This window comes from Helicobacter anatolicus, from assembly GCF_021300615.1.
Classification (GTDB): Bacteria; Campylobacterota; Campylobacteria; order Campylobacterales; family Helicobacteraceae; genus Helicobacter_H; species Helicobacter_H anatolicus.
This window is the reverse complement of the sequence record NZ_JAJTMY010000002.1, coordinates 184,917-200,438: the sequence shown is the minus strand read 5'-3', so window position 1 is coordinate 200,438 and position 15,522 is coordinate 184,917. Positions and strand designations below refer to the sequence as shown.

Annotated in this window: 13 protein-coding genes; 3 read left to right on the top strand and 10 right to left on the bottom strand. The window is 31.9% G+C overall.

The genetic code is table 11. The annotated features are described in order from the left end of the window. Positions 1–3 precede the first annotated feature (3 nt). From tyrS to pyrH, 4 genes are read right to left on the bottom strand one after another with little or no spacing between them, the layout of a single operon-like run. Positions 4–1,206: a tyrosine--tRNA ligase gene (tyrS, locus tag LW133_RS03670; RefSeq protein WP_233077010.1), complete on the bottom strand. Its 1,203-nt coding sequence runs from the start codon at positions 1,204–1,206 to the stop codon at positions 4–6. Between the two features lie 18 nt (positions 1,207–1,224). Next, entirely contained in the window at positions 1,225–3,375 is a 2,151-nt protein-coding gene (locus LW133_RS03665; protein WP_233076608.1) for a RelA/SpoT family protein, read from the bottom strand. A 16-nt stretch (positions 3,376–3,391) separates the two neighbouring features. Further along, on the bottom strand, positions 3,392–3,598 hold the full coding sequence (locus LW133_RS03660) for a DNA-directed RNA polymerase subunit omega (RefSeq protein WP_233076606.1): 207 nt from the start codon (positions 3,596–3,598) through the stop codon (positions 3,392–3,394). Between the two features lie 21 nt (positions 3,599–3,619). Further along, the gene (gene pyrH, locus LW133_RS03655) at positions 3,620–4,336 is read right to left on the bottom strand and encodes a UMP kinase (RefSeq protein WP_233076597.1); all 717 of its coding nucleotides are present in this window, start codon (positions 4,334–4,336) and stop codon (positions 3,620–3,622) included. Between the two features lie 561 nt (positions 4,337–4,897). On the opposite strand from pyrH, the gene LW133_RS03650 reads away from it, so the two are divergent. Genes LW133_RS03650 through ftsZ form a run of 3 tightly spaced genes read left to right on the top strand, consistent with a single transcriptional unit; the run spans position 4,898 to position 8,895 of the window. Then, on the top strand, positions 4,898–6,361 hold the full coding sequence (locus LW133_RS03650) for a peptidylprolyl isomerase (RefSeq protein ID WP_233076582.1): 1,464 nt from the start codon (positions 4,898–4,900) through the stop codon (positions 6,359–6,361). A gap of 9 nt (positions 6,362–6,370) precedes the next feature. Next, positions 6,371–7,729: a cell division protein FtsA gene (ftsA, locus tag LW133_RS03645; protein ID WP_233076580.1), complete on the top strand. Its 1,359-nt coding sequence runs from the start codon at positions 6,371–6,373 to the stop codon at positions 7,727–7,729. Positions 7,730–7,740: 11 nt separating this feature from the next. Then, positions 7,741–8,895: a cell division protein FtsZ gene (ftsZ, locus tag LW133_RS03640; protein WP_233076570.1), complete on the top strand. Its 1,155-nt coding sequence runs from the start codon at positions 7,741–7,743 to the stop codon at positions 8,893–8,895. A gap of 283 nt (positions 8,896–9,178) precedes the next feature. Here the strand turns inward: ftsZ and rpoD are convergent, their stop codons facing one another. From rpoD to argH, 6 genes are read right to left on the bottom strand one after another with little or no spacing between them, the layout of a single operon-like run. Beyond that, positions 9,179–11,038, bottom strand: a complete 1,860-nt coding sequence (rpoD, locus tag LW133_RS03635) for an RNA polymerase sigma factor RpoD (RefSeq protein ID WP_233076568.1) — start codon at positions 11,036–11,038, stop codon at positions 9,179–9,181. Next, a complete protein-coding gene (locus tag LW133_RS03630) occupies positions 11,035–11,835 on the bottom strand; it encodes a carbon-nitrogen hydrolase family protein (protein WP_233076559.1) in 801 nt (266 codons plus the stop codon). The genes rpoD and LW133_RS03630 overlap by 4 nt, the downstream gene beginning before the upstream one ends. A gap of 4 nt (positions 11,836–11,839) precedes the next feature. Further along, positions 11,840–12,037: an exodeoxyribonuclease VII small subunit gene (gene xseB, locus LW133_RS03625; RefSeq protein WP_233076557.1), complete on the bottom strand. Its 198-nt coding sequence runs from the start codon at positions 12,035–12,037 to the stop codon at positions 11,840–11,842. Continuing rightward, positions 12,030–13,415, bottom strand: coding sequence for a cation:dicarboxylate symporter family transporter (locus LW133_RS03620; protein ID WP_233076555.1), 1,386 nt, complete (start codon positions 13,413–13,415; stop codon positions 12,030–12,032). Before LW133_RS03620 ends, xseB begins: the two co-directional genes overlap by 8 nt. Positions 13,416–13,420: 5 nt before the next feature. Beyond that, positions 13,421–14,140: a bifunctional demethylmenaquinone methyltransferase/2-methoxy-6-polyprenyl-1,4-benzoquinol methylase UbiE gene (ubiE, locus tag LW133_RS03615; RefSeq protein ID WP_233076553.1), complete on the bottom strand. Its 720-nt coding sequence runs from the start codon at positions 14,138–14,140 to the stop codon at positions 13,421–13,423. Beyond that, the gene (gene argH / locus LW133_RS03610; protein WP_233076551.1) at positions 14,140–15,522 is read right to left on the bottom strand and encodes an argininosuccinate lyase; all 1,383 of its coding nucleotides are present in this window, start codon (positions 15,520–15,522) and stop codon (positions 14,140–14,142) included. Before argH ends, ubiE begins: the two co-directional genes overlap by 1 nt.

The window sequence follows — 15,522 nt, the reverse complement described above, 5'->3', positions numbered from 1 at the left end:
CCTTTACTTTATAATTATACGAATAAATTTTCTTTTTCCCATTTGTAGAACATAAGTTCCTTCTACAAACTTGTAATTTTCATCCTGAAGTTTTTCTTGATTAATTTTAATAGCACCCGCTTTAATATCGCGTCTTGCTTGCGAAGTTGAAGGACAAATCTTAGAATCTACCAACACTTTGCAAATCCACTCTCCTTTTTCAAACTCCATTGTCGCAATATCCTCAGGAATATTGTTTTTTCCAAAAACATTATCAAAAGCATCTTTTGCCATCTGTGCATCTTCTTGTGTGTGATATCTCTCTGTAATCTCTAATGCCAACATTTCTTTTGCTATTTTTGGATGCAAATCTTGATTTTCTACCCTTTGCTTTAACGTTCTTATCTCTCCAAGAGATTTACTACTTAATAATTCATAATACTTCCACATTAATTCATCAGATATGCTCATAATTTTAGCATACATTACTTGAGATTCTTCTGTAACACCAATATAATTTTTCAAACTTTTACTCATTTTATTAACGCCATCCAATCCTTCCAGCAAAGGAACAGTCATAATAGATTGTTCTTTATTTAAACCATAGGATCTTTGTAAACTTCGCCCCATCAATAAATTAAATTTTTGATCATTCCCACCAAGCTCTATATCACATTCCAATACTACAGAATCATAACCCTGTAACAATGGATAAATAAATTCCACCATACTAATTGGCATATTATTTTTATAGCGTTTTTCAAAATCATCTCTTTCTAACATTCTGGCAACAGAAAACTTTGTTGTCAAAATTATCATCCCCTCTGCCCCCAATGTATTTAGCCATTGGGAGTTAAAACAAATTTCTGTATATTTAGGATCTAAAACTTTAAAAACTTGTTCTTTATAGGTTTTAGCATTTTGCTCCACTTCTTCTTCACTCAAAGGCTTTCTTGTTTCACTTTTCCCAGAAGGATCTCCTATTCTTGCTGTAAAATCACCAATCAAAAATTTTACATTTCCACCGAATTTTTGAAAAGTTGCCATTTTTTGCAGTAAAACAGTATGTCCTAAATGCAAATCAGGCGCAGTAGGATCAAATCCTGCTTTTACTATAAACCTCTGATTATTTTCAAAAAATTTTTTTACAAGTCCTTTAATATAATCTTCTCCAATAAATTCCACACAGCCTCTTTTAAGCTCATCCATAGCCTCTTCAATCTTTATCTCTAATGCTTCCACTCTTCATACTCCTTCATTCTTATATGCATCCTGCATACTTTTAAACTCCACTATTTTGTATTGATTTAACAAAATATCTTTAATATTTTTCATTTCTTTTTTATCAACTTCAAAAATCACTTCACAATTTACAGAAAATTGATTTTTATATGCCATATAATTTAAACCTATAATGTTACAATGATTTTCAGAAAAAGTATGCAAAAATCTTACAATACCCCCTTTTTTATCTTCCAAAGCAGCTACTACTTTAAAAGATGGCAATGCATCTTGTATCCACTCCACAAAAACCATGGGAGATTCTTTTATAATCTCTTCATAGAGTTTTTCACACAATCTATGATGTACAACTACACTTTGATTAACATATACTCCTAAAATTTCATCACCATATTTAGGATGACAACAACAATCATAAATTGCTTCTTGAACGTTTTTTGTAGTATATACAATAAATCTCTCTAATCGTAAGCTTTTTACTTTAATAATATTTAATCGCAATCTTGCAAAAAATCCACTATTTTTCATAAGTATTTGCTTAATTGCAAAAATAGTTTCATGGAAAAAACTTTTATCTCTCACAACTTTCCACAATCCTTGCGTTGCAATACCTTTAATAGACAAAAATCTCTCAAAAGTCTTAGGGCGTTTATTAAAAATACCTGCCAATATATTAATAGCACTCTTTTTTTCTATATCTCTAATTCTATTTTGTCTTTGTGTTTTTAAACGACTTTTTGCCCTAGAAGTCTTTACTTCATCAATCCAAGCATACTTTGGCAATGCAGTTTTACTTGTAATAATCCTCACAATATCGCCACTTTTTAATACTTGCAACAAAGAAGCTTTTTGGTTATTTACATATGCTTTAAACGCGGTATCTCCAATTTGTGAATGTATCGCATAAGCAAAATCTAATGCCACTGCTCCAACAGGCAATGTGTATGTATCTCCAGCAGGTGAAAAAACTACTATATCTTCTTGATATAAATCGTTTTTTGCTAACTCATAAAATTCTTCAATAGAATTATTTTGATATTCAAAATTATTTAGCCAATCCATATTTGGTGGAAGTGCACCTGCTTTATATTTCCAATGAGCAGCAACACCAAATTGTGCACTGATATGCATATCAAATGTGCGAATCTGTATTTCATGCACCAAAGATTCATTAAAAACTGTAGTATGAATAGTTTGATAACCATTTTCTTTTGGCAAAGCAATATAATCCTTAAAACGCGACATAATAGGCTTAAAATAAGAATGAATAATTCCTAAAACCTTATAACATTGCAAGACATCTGATACAATAATTCGCACCGCCAAAAGATCTAATATTTCATCAATATCTACACCCTTTCTCTGCATTTTCAAATAAATAGAATAAGGGCGTTTTACACGATTTTCAATCTTAAAATCCCCTTCTATAAATCCATTTTTTAAAAGCAAGCTTTGGATTTTTTCTGTAAATTGATGAAGTCGCAAAGAAAAAGGCTGATTATTTTGCTCTAAAAAACTTTTAATTTTTTGATACTCTTGTGGAAAAAGATAATAAAATCCCCGATCCTCCAATTCATTTTTAATAGAAGAGATGCCAAGACGATGTGCAATAGGAGCATAAACTACAAGTGTCTCTTCAGAAATACTTTTTTGTTTTACTTCAGACAATGCATCAAGAGTTAACATATTATGTAATCTATCACTAATTTTTACGACTAAAGCTCTTGGATCTTTAACTGCTGCAACAAGCATCTTTCTAAAAGTCAATGCAGTGATAATAATTTTTTCTGAGGCCTTTGTTTGCAACTCTTCTTTGCGAACCTCAGAAATTTTAGTTAATGCATCAACCAAATTAGCAACATCTTTGCCAAAATTTTTTTCAACAGATTCTATACTATAATCTGTATCTTCTACCACATCATGCAATAATGCAGCACAAACCATAGAATCATCCCCACCGTAATTTGCAACAATACAGGCAACACAAATAGGATGAACAATATAAGGCTCACCGCTCTTACGATACTGGCCTTCGTGATATTTTGTAGCAATTTCTAAAGCATGTTGCAATTTTGGCGTTGGTGATTTAATAGAAAAAAGCTTTTCTATACCATCTTTAGGATCTTTAATTTTTGCTAATTTACCAAAATCCAATACACACGCTCAAAGATTAACTCATTTTTTCAAGTTTGATTTTCCCAGCAGCAATTTCCATCATCGCAATATCAGCAAGTTTATCAACTTTAATATTAGCAGATACCAAAGGCTGTGCTCCATTTTCCAATTGTTTCACGCGTGTGAATACCATATTTGACAAAATATATCTATCATTTGATGTTTGTTCTAACGCCTTTGCAATAATTTCTTCTATTCTCATTTGAACTCCTTAATTAATGATTTATTTTACAATCGAGCAAATGCCCGCACCATTTTTAATAATTTCAAAAAGATTTTGTTCTTTAAACATATTACACACAACAATTGGTAAGCGATTAACTTTTGCTAGTGCTATTGCTGTATCATCCATGACTTTTATATTTTCTTTCAAAGCATCATCATAACTTAAAATATCTAGTTTAACAGCATCTTTAAACTTTTCAGGATCTTTTGTATATACACCATCTACTTTAGTTGCCTTAATAATCATATCTGCATCAATTTCTACAGCCCTCAAAGTTGCAGCGGTATCGGTTGTAAAAAATGGATTCCCTGTACCTGCACCAAAAATCACTACGCGCCCCTTTTCCAAATGGCGTATAGCTTTGCGATAAATATAACTTTCACAAATTTCTTTAATTTCCAAAGCACTTTGCACACGCACATCCAAACCAATATATTCTAATGCTTCTTGCATTGCCACTGCGTTAATCACAGTTGCTAACATACCCATATAATCACCACTGGTTCTTCGTATAATCCCTCCAGCAGAAGCAGTTACACCTCTAATAATATTCCCCCCACCAATTACAATACCAACCTCAATATTGTTTTCCGCCAACAATTTAATTTCACCTGCAATATAACGCAAAATCTCTGTGTCAATACCAAAACCATTAGCTCCTGCCATAGCTTCACCAGAAAATTTAACCAAAACACGCTTATTTTTTTTATTCATAATTACACCCTATAAAAATAATCACTAACTAAATATGCTAAGAAATACCTCTAATCCACGATATAATATAAAAGCCAAAAAAATTACTAACTCTACACATAATAAGATTTGCGAGATTATACTATAAAAATTAAAAAATCCCAAAATTATTATTTATTACCCTACTCCTCTTGTTTTTTAAAATATCTCAATGGTCTATTTTAAAACCTCCGATCCCTGCATCTCAGGATCGCTGTTTTTAAAAATTATGCAATACCTTTAAAGAACAATAAAGTTTAAATAAATCTAATAAAATCGTTAATTTTTTATTTTTTTAAATCAATTTTAGGTGTTTATTCTGATATAATTACGCGAGATATCAGTATTTGATTTATAGATTCAAGTTTCCTAATTTTTCATCAAAACTTAATCTTATTTTCAATACTCTCAAAGAATCTGTAGTGTATTTGAAATTAAAAATTGCTGACTTTTAAATAAATTATTAAAAGTTTTAAATAAACACATAACAATAACATCTAAACAGATTCAAAGCTTTATTTATAAAGAAATTAAGGACATCAAATGATAGAATGGATGCAACGCCATAAAAAATACCTTGTAGTAACAATCTGGGTTAGCGTTATTGCACTTGTCTTTGCTGGTATGGTAGGATGGAATCCAAGTGATATTTCTTTATCTGGAGACAATGTTGCTAAAGTGGGAAAAATCAAAATTTCTAACCAAGAATTTCAATTTGCTTATGAAAAAACATTTAATGAATACAATGAATTATTAGGAGGAAATCTCACACCAGAACAAGCAAAGACTTTTAAAATTGATTCTATTGCATTGCAACAACTCATTCAAAAAGCGAAATTACAAAATTTTGCATTAGATATTGGATTAAGAATTACTGATAATGAAGTAAGAGATTTTATTTTAAAGTATGAAGCCTTTCAAAATAATGGTGTTTTTGACAAAAATCTCTACACTGAAGTTCTCAAAAATAATCGTTTGACAACAAAGTTTTTTGAAGAATCTATTCGCGAAAGTCTATTAATCCAAAAACTCCTTACTTTATTTCCCACCTCGATTACAACACTTGAACAAAAAAGCATAGGTGCATCTTTTGCTCTGACAGACACTATAGAATACACATCTTTCAAACTCCAACCATTAAAACAAAAAATCACACAAGAATCCATTAAGGAGTATTGGGAAAAAAATAAAGAAAAATATATCAACTACCCACAAGCAACTCTATTAATCACAAAAATTGCTATAGCAAAACAAGAGTATACGGATTCGGCCCTACAAGAATTTTACAATGAAAACAAGACACTCTATCTTGATAGTGCAGGCCAACTATCTAGTTTTGATGTGGTAAAAAAACAAGTAATAAAAGATTATCAAACTCAAAAAGCAAAAGAAAATGCACTTAGATTAAAAAGTAAATTCAAAAAAGATGATTTACAAGATCTTGAGATTTCAACCCTTCAAATCACCCTGGATCCTAAATTCAATAATCAAGAATTACGCGAACAGCTCCAAACTCTTAAACAAGGAGAAGTTATAACTCCTATACTTTATGATGAACAAAACTATATCATCGGAAAAATCAAAGAGCTTAAACCACAAAGTATTCAAGATTTTATACAAGCCAAACAACAGGCGCAAAAAGACTTAGAAAATGATTTACAGCTTAAAGAACTCAAAGAATTTGCTCAAAAACAATTGCAAAATTTTAAGGGTAAAAAAGCAAAAATCAACAATCTTGCTTCTGCGAATTTTGCAAATATTGATGAAAAATATTTCACTTTAATTGTTGGCAATATTTTTAATTCAAAAAAACAAAGCGATGTGATTATGCTTGATGATCAGGCATTTATCTATAAGATCGAAAAACAGATGCTTCCGAATGAAACGCCAAGTAATTTAATTCCTTTGGTACAAAATATTAAGTATCAATATATTTCTAATGCACTAATGGAATATATTTCTAAAAAATATCCGACAAAAATCTATAATAATCAAATTTCGCAATAGGAGTCTCACTTGAATAACAAAATCTTAGCCATAGATATTGGCTCAACAAAAATTTGCACAGCAATTGCAGAAATAAGAGATAACGAACCTCATGTAATCGGTTATGGCAAGCAAAAATCTCAAGGCATCAAAAAAGGTATGATCAATAACATTGAACTTGCCGCACAAGCCATAAAAAATGCAATCAATGAAAGTAAAAGAATGGCAGGGGTAGAAAATCTTCCTAGCGCCATAGTCTCTCTTTCTGGTAGTTACACAAAAAGTTTTAATAGCTCAGCTGTCGTAAATGTTGCAAATAATGAGATTACTATTAAAGAAGTTACTAGAGTGCTAGAAACTGCCCTCTATAATTCTACCGTTCCATCAGATCATGAAGTAATCCATATTTTACCTTTTAGATTCAAGCTTGATGATCAAGATTATGTAGAAGACCCTATTGGTATGGCTGGTTCAAGATTTGAAGCCTTTGTTCACATTGTCACTGTTAAAAAAACAAGTCTTGATACTTTCAAAAAAACAATCAATGCTGCCGGTGTAGAAATTGACAATATTGTATTATCTTCTTATGCTTCTTCTCTTTCCACACTTATTGATGAAGAAAAAGAATTGGGTGCAGCTTGCATTGATATGGGTGGAGAAAGTTGCAATATCATGATCTACCTTGGTAACTCCATGCGTGCCAATTATATTTTACCCGTAGGTTCAGAACATATTAACAACGATATTGCCTTAGCCTTTAATACCACAAAAGCTGCTGCAGAAGAAATAAAAATCAAACATATTGACCTTGCAGGATCTCCGCAAGATCTTGAAGGACAACTTGAAATCCCTTATGTAGGTAAACCTGGAAGCTTTCTAATCTCAAAAGAAATGATCTGGAACACTGCTACCGCTAGAGTAACTGAGACTTTTTCTATTCTTCATGGCTTTATTCAACAAAGCGGTCTTCAAGAGCAAATTGGTGCTTTAGTGCTAACAGGAGGTATGACAAAACTTAACAATATTATTAAAATTGCTGAAATGTTTTTCAAATTACCTATTCGTATTGCAAAACCTATAGAAATCAAAGGACTTAATGCAGAAGAACTTAATGATGAAAGCAATGCAGTTGTTATTGGTCTTATACTCTATGGTATAGGAAAACATACAAACTATGAGCGTGATTCTAAAAAAATTATACGCCATAAGATTAGCAAAACCTATAATGAAATTGTCATTCAGGATAATGATACACATATTCACACAGACTTAAGCAATCTTTCAAATAATTTCCCAAAAAATGAGAAAAATATGCAAAAATCTGTTATAATCCACAAGAAAAAAAGTCTTGCAGAAGCTTTTAAAGGAATGCTAAGTAAATTATTTTAAAGGAATAATCGATGAACAACGAACAGCTACAATCCCACAAAGAAAATTCTTCATCTCTAGGAGCAAAAATCATTGCTATTGGTGTTGGTGGTGGTGGATCCAATACAATTGCCCACCTTTTTAACACAGGTGAAGGAGATAATATCTCACTAGTTGTTGCCAACACAGATATACAACACCTCAATGCTTCTCCTATTAATAAGAAAATTACACTTGGTGAAAAGCTTACTAAAGGATTGGGAGCAGGAGCAAGACCTGAAGTTGGAAAAGAAGCAGCACAAGAGAGCTATGAAACTATTAAGGAAAATTTAGATGGTGCAGATATTGTTCTTATTTCTGCTGGTCTTGGTGGTGGCACAGGAACAGGAGCTGCGCCTATTATTGCCAAAGCTGCAAAAGAATTAGGTGCACTTACTATTGCAATAGTAACTAAGCCATTTCAAATGGAAGGTAAAAAAAGATCAAAATTTGCAGATGAAGGATTAAAAGAACTTAGAGATAACACTGATGGGATTGTAGTTATTCCTAATGAAAAATTGCTCTCTATTGTTAGTCGCAATACAGGAATCAAAGAGAGTTTTAAAGAAGTAGATTCTGTTTTGGCTCGTGCGGTAAATGGTATTTCTAGCATTGTAATCAAAAAGAGTAATAACAATGATATTAATACAGACTTTGCAGACCTCAAAACCATTATGCAATACAGAGGACTAGCTCTCATGGGTATTGGCGAAGCCAGTGGAGAAGATTCTGCAATTGAAGCAGTAAAAAAGGCTATAGAATCTCCTTTGCTTGATAATCTTTCTATTAAAGGTGCCAAGGGTGTTCTTATATCCTTTGAAATCCATCCAGATTATCCTTTAATAGAAATTAATCAAGCTATGAATCTTGTTTATGAGACTGCCAACGAGGATGCAGATATTGTTTTTGGTACTCACACATCTGACACTTTCCAAAAAGATGAAGTTAAAGTAACAATTATTGCAACAGGTTTTGAAAAAGATATTGTAAATAATACAACACAACCTGCGACAACTCCATCATCTAAAGAGCAACAAGGTATTTTAAGAAATATCGATACTACATCAATTATAAAAATTAGTGGTGGTGAAAATTTCAATATGGATGATCTTGATACCCCTACTTGGATGAGAAACCAAAAAGATTAATTCTCTCTTAGTTTTTACTTATCTTCTATTTATAAAATCCTATAAATAGAAGATTGCTATTTCACTTCATTTTAATTTTTATAACAATACAAATATTCTCGACTCACATTTCTAAAATAGATAGCCTTGCATCATCTCTTTTATTTCTTTAGTACTAATACAAATTTTATTTTTATATAAAAGTTTTATGCCACTATTTATTTTAATAATATTTTTTTACACAATAAATTTTTTAATCTCTTGTTTTTGGTGGGGAATTTAAAAAAGAAACAATGAAGAGATTTTACTCTTCAATATAGCTTTTTAATTTTCTGCCAACTTTAGGATGTTTTAATTTTTTAATTGCACTAGACTCTATCTGTCTTACCCTCTCTCTTGTCACATTCAATTCTTTACCAATCTCCTCTAAAGTCCTATCACTCTCATCATCCAATAGACCAAATCGCATCCGAATTACAGCCTGCTCCCTTTCATTTAACTGATCTAATACTTCAAAAATCTGTGCTCGCAAATCCTCTTTCATAATTTGATCCATCGCATTTGTAGAATTTTTATCCTCTACAAAATCACCAAACTTTCCATCATCATCACTACCAATTGGTGCTTCCAAAGAAATTGGCTCTTTTGTAATTTTAATCACATGTTTGACTTTATCTACACTAAGCCCAACTTCTTCTGCTATTGTTTCTACATCGGGTTCTTTTCCTGTTTCTTGAAGATGTTTTCGCATAATCTTGTGAATTCTATTAATCGTTTCAATCATGTGAATAGGAATTCTAATCGTCCTTGCCTGATCTGCAATTGCTCTTGAAATCGCCTGTCGAATCCACCAAGTCGCGTAAGTAGAAAATTTAAAATTACGCTTATAATCAAATTTATCTACTGCTTTCATTAAACCAATATTCCCCTCTTGTATCAAATCTAAAAATGGTAATCCTCGATTTGTATAACGCTTTGCAATACTCACCACAAGACGCAAATTTGACTTTGCCATCTTATTTTTTGCCTTATCAGAGATAACCTTACCACGTTTAATTTGTTCTAAAATTTCTTTGAGTTTTTCAGGTTCAAGATCAAACCCCTCTTCGCTTGCCTCTTTAGTTTGAAATAATTTTTTAATATCCATATAGATGTTTACCATTGTTGCTTCTGGAACAGTAGCTACAATATCCTCTCGAGACATATTTGTAATATTTTCTAAAATCTTCTTATGGTTTTCCACCAAAACATCATTAAAAAGTGGTAAACGATATTCCAAACGCTTTAATTCTTTTTCAAACCCATCACCACTTTTTAATGTATTTTCCATTGCTTTTACAAGTTCAGTAATAAGCTTACTTGTTGGGCCAAGATCTAATAGTTTTTCTTTTAAAACTTGCTGTTTATGTGCCAAACCTAAAATAAAAATCCACTCATCTTCATCTTCATTATTAGCACCCCCTTCCAAAAACTTCAACCAATCTTTTTTTGCTGTATCTAACGCCTTAAAACTCTCTAAAACTTTTTCAACGCGTTTTTGATCTTTTTTAGAAATTGGCTTTTTACTCTCTTCCTCTTCGCTCTCCTCTTCTTCGTTTTCTTCTTCGTTATTAGAAGTATCCTGCTCTTCTTCACTCTCATCATCAAAGCTTTTAAACAATTCTTTTACTCTACGCTCACGATTGATCAATGCCTCACGATAATCATAAATAAAATCAATTAAATAAGGTACAGAACAAATTGCATCAAGAATAATATTTTCACCCAGCTTAATTTGTTGACTAAGCTCTACTTCATCTTCTTTTGTCAATAGTTCAATTTGTCCCATTTCACGCAAATACATACGCACAGGACTATCACTACGACTCCATTCTAATAAGTCCCTTTCTTTCATTAAGTCAAATTCACTATCAAGCTCTTCATTCAAAATCTTTCGCTTTTCCTCTGCTTGCTTGATTTTATCTTTAATATTTAGCGTTTTTGCCAATTCTGAGGAACTTACCAACTTAACTTCATAATTTTTACAAAGCTCACGAATCTTCTTTACTTGTGCTGCTGTTGGCATTTTTGCCAATACTTCTGCAACCTTTTCAAAAGATAAAAAATCATTCTTATGTTCATTAAAAATACTTTCTAATTTTTGAGTTACTTCTTTTGCGCTCATTTTTTCTTTCCTTTTATTGATTTAAAAGTTCTAAATCCCCACTCTTTTGCCTCATTAACAATCTGTTCTTTTTGTATCTCAAGGCATAAAATTTCATCATTATTTCTCATTTTTGTCATCAAGTTTCCATTAGGAGTGACAAAAAAACTCTCACCATAAAATTCTATATTATGCTTTTCCAAAGTAGATCTACCCACACGATTAACTCTTAATAAGGCACACCCGTTACAAAAAGCGCGCATTCTACAAAGCATTTCCCATCTCTCATTACTTTGCAAAGCAGAAGCAGTAGGCATTATAACCATATCGACATTTTCTTCTTTAAGTTTGAGCCATAAAGCATCAAAATGTATTTCAAACCCAAATATTACACCAATGCGCATACCTTTATATTCAAAAACTAGAGGTGTTTTCAAGCGTTTATTTTTAGGATTATCAAAAAACTTTCTCTCATTCCAATGTTCATACTCAATCAAACATTGCTGCATATAAAATTGTGTTTTTTTAGAATCAATTACTGCAATTTGCTTATAAAGCTTATTTTTTTCATCCGTAGTAATCAAAGGTGCAATAATCACAACTCTATAATCTTTGGCCATTGATTGTAATAATTCCAACTTTTGCATACTCAATTGCGCAATCATATCCTTAGAAGTTTTTTGTAATTCACTCAAAAACAAATCAAAAACATACTCTCCAAAAACAACCACACTATCTTTTTCTACATATCTAAAATAAATTTCCAAACTTTCTTTTTGAAGCGGCACATTATTTGTCTGGCATATTGCTATTTTCAAATTCCTATCCTTTTATCTGACTTTTAATTTCTTCATACTCAATTTGTGCATTTTCTAGCATTTTTTGTGCTTCTTGTAAAATACTAATCCCCTCTTTATAAAGCAACACCCCTTCTTTAAGACTAAGATCGTCATGATTTAATTGCGACAAAATTTCTTTAATTTTTTCTACTTTTTTTTCAAAGCTTTGTGTCTCATCCATTATACACCTCCTTATTCAAACTACCCATTCCCTTATCTGTACAAATTGCTGATACCATGGCACCTGCTACATTACTTGTAGTCCTTGCCATATCAATAATAGGATCAATTGCAAGTACAATGCTTAATAACATAAAATGATCTCCAAATCCAATACCCGTTAGCATAATGCTTGCTGCCATTGTTGCTGCTCCTGGCACACCTGCAATCCCTAAAGACCCTAACACCACCATCAAAACAATCATTACAATAAAACTAAAATCAATCTGTACCCCCAAAGTATTTGCAATAAAAATTGCTACAAAAGCAGGAAAATATCCCGCACAACCATTAATTCCTATCGTAGTGCCAATAGAAGCCACAAAATTTGCCACTCCTGTACTCACTCCAAGTTTATTATGCAAGGTAGAAATATTTAATGGCAATGTCCCTACAGAAGAACGACTTGTAAATGCAAACACAAAAACTGGTAAAGCTTTTTTAAAAAACATCAAAGGATTAAGCCCCATAAAAAGTAAAATAATTGCATAGACTACAAACATCGCCATCATCGCAATATAAATCAAAATAACAAAATCAACCGCGGTTTTAATTGCTTCTAAACCATTAGACAACAAAACCTCACTCATCATACAAATCACTGCATAAGGCATAAAGCGAATAATAAATAAAGTCATATCCATAATAATTTTATGCATTGCTGTGATAAATTTTTCAAACACACCATAAGCATCTTTTAGCCCTTCTTCCCTACTTAATGCCTTAGCACCAAAGCCAATCAAAAATGCAAATACCACTAAAGCAATTACATTATTTTTTAGCATAGAATCTATAATATTGCTTGGTATAAGTCCTAATAAAATTTGCGTAAGATTTTTTACTTCTCTAATCTCACCTTGTGGTTCAAAACCATTAACATGTAAGCCCAAATGAAAACTATATCCCAAAAATACACCTACACATCCCGCAATTGCTGCAGTAAATAAAATCCAAAATAACGCTCTAGTAAGTAAAGAAGAAAGCTTAATATCTTTATCAATATCAAGCATTACTTTAATAATAGAAATTCCAATAATTGGAATTACAAGCATTTTGATAAAACCTACAAAAGCATCGCCAAAAAATCCAAACCAATTTCTCAATTCATAAAGCCATGTAATATTTTTTATTTCTTCTTGACTTGGATATCCTGCCATAAACTGCAACCCTATTCCAAAACAGATTCCACAAAATAATCCAATCAGCATACGCACAGAAAAATCAATCTGCTTATCCTGCATCTTTTTTAGCATAAAAAATAACATAAATAATACAAATAAAACCCCCAATGTTTGCCATTGAGAAATCATTACAAATGTCCCCAAAAAACTATTTTGCATAATCCTTACTCCTTGGTCGCAATAAATAATGTCGAAATATTTGCGCTATAACTTTTTAGCATCTTGATTTTCAGGCCATTATTTTCAATTTTTTCTATCAGATCTTTATTGCTTAAAAAACCATCAATAGAATCAGGTAAATATGCATATGCCTTATAATTACGCGATATTATTCCGCCAATAAATGGTAAAATTTTTTTTGTATAAAACCCCATCATTTTATCCATTAACCCTTTTTGCTCTTTTTTAGTAAATTCTAAAATTACAAGCAATCCTCGTGGTTTCAGAACACGTGCAAATTCGCTAAGCGCTTCATCAAGTCCAACAACATTCCTAATTCCATAAGCAATAGAAACAATATCCATACTCTCATCTTCAAGCATTTCTAGATTCTGTGCCTGTCCAATAAAAATCTTTGCCCTATTATTTTCTAATAAATCTTTTAGTTTTTCTTTTGCAACTTCAAGCATTCCTTTTGAAGGATCAATTCCAAAATACTCTACCTCTTTTGTATCTTTGTATTGCTCCCAATGTAAAATCATATCTCCTGTCCCACAGGCAATATCTGCGATTTTTAAATGCTTATTTTGTTGCATTGACAAAGCCTTTTTGCATGCATCTTTTCTCCATGCAATATCAATTCCAAGACTTAAAATCCGATTTGCTCTATCATAGCTAGGCGCAATGCTATTAAACATTTCTATAATTTTTTCTTGCTTATCCATCACTTATCCATTAAAAATTGTTGTAATTGCAAAATTTGCTCTCTTGTTTGCGTAGTTGCCGTTCCTCCCAAAGAATCTCTTGCATTCATTGATGCATGCAAACAAAGCACCTCTTTAACTCCACTTTTAATTCTAGAATCAATTGATAAAATCTCTTCTTCATCTAACAAAGAAATATCTACACCTTTCTGCTCTGCATAAGCCACTACCCTACCTGTAATATGGTGTGCCTCTCTAAAAGCAATACCACATTCTCGCACCAAAAAATCCGCCAAATCTGTAGCACTCAAATGTCCAATTTGTGCCATTTTTAACATATTTTCTTGACACACTTCCATATTTTCTAACATTGCATTTAAAATTTCCAAAGAAATTTTCAAAGTCTCTACGCTATCAAACACCCCTTCTTTATCCTCTTGCGTATCCTTATTATAGGCAAATGGCAATCCTTTCATTACTACCAAAAGCCCCATCAAATTTCCAAAAACTCTTCCGCTTTTTCCTCTTAATAATTCTGGCACATCAGGATTTTTTTTCTGTGGCATAATCGAACTTCCTGTAGCATAATCATCAGAAAGTCTAATAAATCTAAATTCATAACTACTCCAAAGCACAAGCTCCTCTGCCATGCGTGAAATATGCATCATCAACACAGAAAGATCATACAATAAATCTAATGCAAAATCCCTATCGCTCACGCTATCCATTGCATTCAAAGTAGGAGCAATAAATCCCAATTCCTTTGCCATCATCACGCGATCATTTTTATAAGGTGTACCTGCCATAGCACCAGAACCAAGTGGTAAATAATTATTACGCTTATAACTATCAGACAAACGCTCTAAATCTCTTTTTAGATTTGCACACCATGCTACAAGATGGAATCCAAAATTTATAGGTTGAGCATGCTGCAAATGTGTCATACCAGGCATAATATCTTCTGTGTGCTTACTTGCAATTTCTAAAAGTGTATGCATTAACTTTTTGATAAGTTCTTGAATTTGACGATTAGAATCCAAAACATACATTCTGAAATCTAAAGCCACTTGATCATTGCGACTTCTTGCGGTGTGTAATTTTTTGCCCACCTCTCCAATTTCTTCAATTAAAGCCTTTTCGATTGCCATATGAATATCTTCATCTGCAATATCAAATACAAAATTCCCTGCTTTAATTTTTTTTGCGATACATTCCAACCCTTCTATAATTTTTTGATATTCCTCATCCATCAAGATCCCAATTTTATTTAACATTTTTGCATGTGTCTTGGACCCTAAAATATCATAATGCCACAATTTATAATCAAAAGGCAAAGATGCATTAAACTGCTCTAGTAACTTTGAACTTTCTTTATTAAATCTTCCACCCCATAACTTTGCCAT

Bases quoted from the DNA above. Each gene is read 5' to 3' on its own strand.
- xseB (WP_233076557.1), bottom strand. From the start codon at position 12,037: ATGGATGAGACACAAAGCTTTGAAAAAAAAGTAGAAAAAATTAAAGAA.
- LW133_RS03660 (WP_233076606.1), bottom strand. From the start codon at position 3,598: ATGAGAATAGAAGAAATTATTGCAAAGGCGTTAGAACAAACATCAAAT.
- ubiE (WP_233076553.1), bottom strand. From the start codon at position 14,140: ATGGATAAGCAAGAAAAAATTATAGAAATGTTTAATAGCATTGCGCCT.
- rpoD (WP_233076568.1), bottom strand. From the start codon at position 11,038: ATGAGCGCAAAAGAAGTAACTCAAAAATTAGAAAGTATTTTTAATGAA.
- LW133_RS03650 (WP_233076582.1), top strand. From the start codon at position 4,898: ATGATAGAATGGATGCAACGCCATAAAAAATACCTTGTAGTAACAATC.
- argH (WP_233076551.1), bottom strand. From the start codon at position 15,522: ATGGCAAAGTTATGGGGTGGAAGATTTAATAAAGAAAGTTCAAAGTTA.
- LW133_RS03620 (WP_233076555.1), bottom strand. From the start codon at position 13,415: ATGCAAAATAGTTTTTTGGGGACATTTGTAATGATTTCTCAATGGCAA.
- ftsZ (WP_233076570.1), top strand. From the start codon at position 7,741: ATGAACAACGAACAGCTACAATCCCACAAAGAAAATTCTTCATCTCTA.
- pyrH (WP_233076597.1), bottom strand. From the start codon at position 4,336: ATGAATAAAAAAAATAAGCGTGTTTTGGTTAAATTTTCTGGTGAAGCT.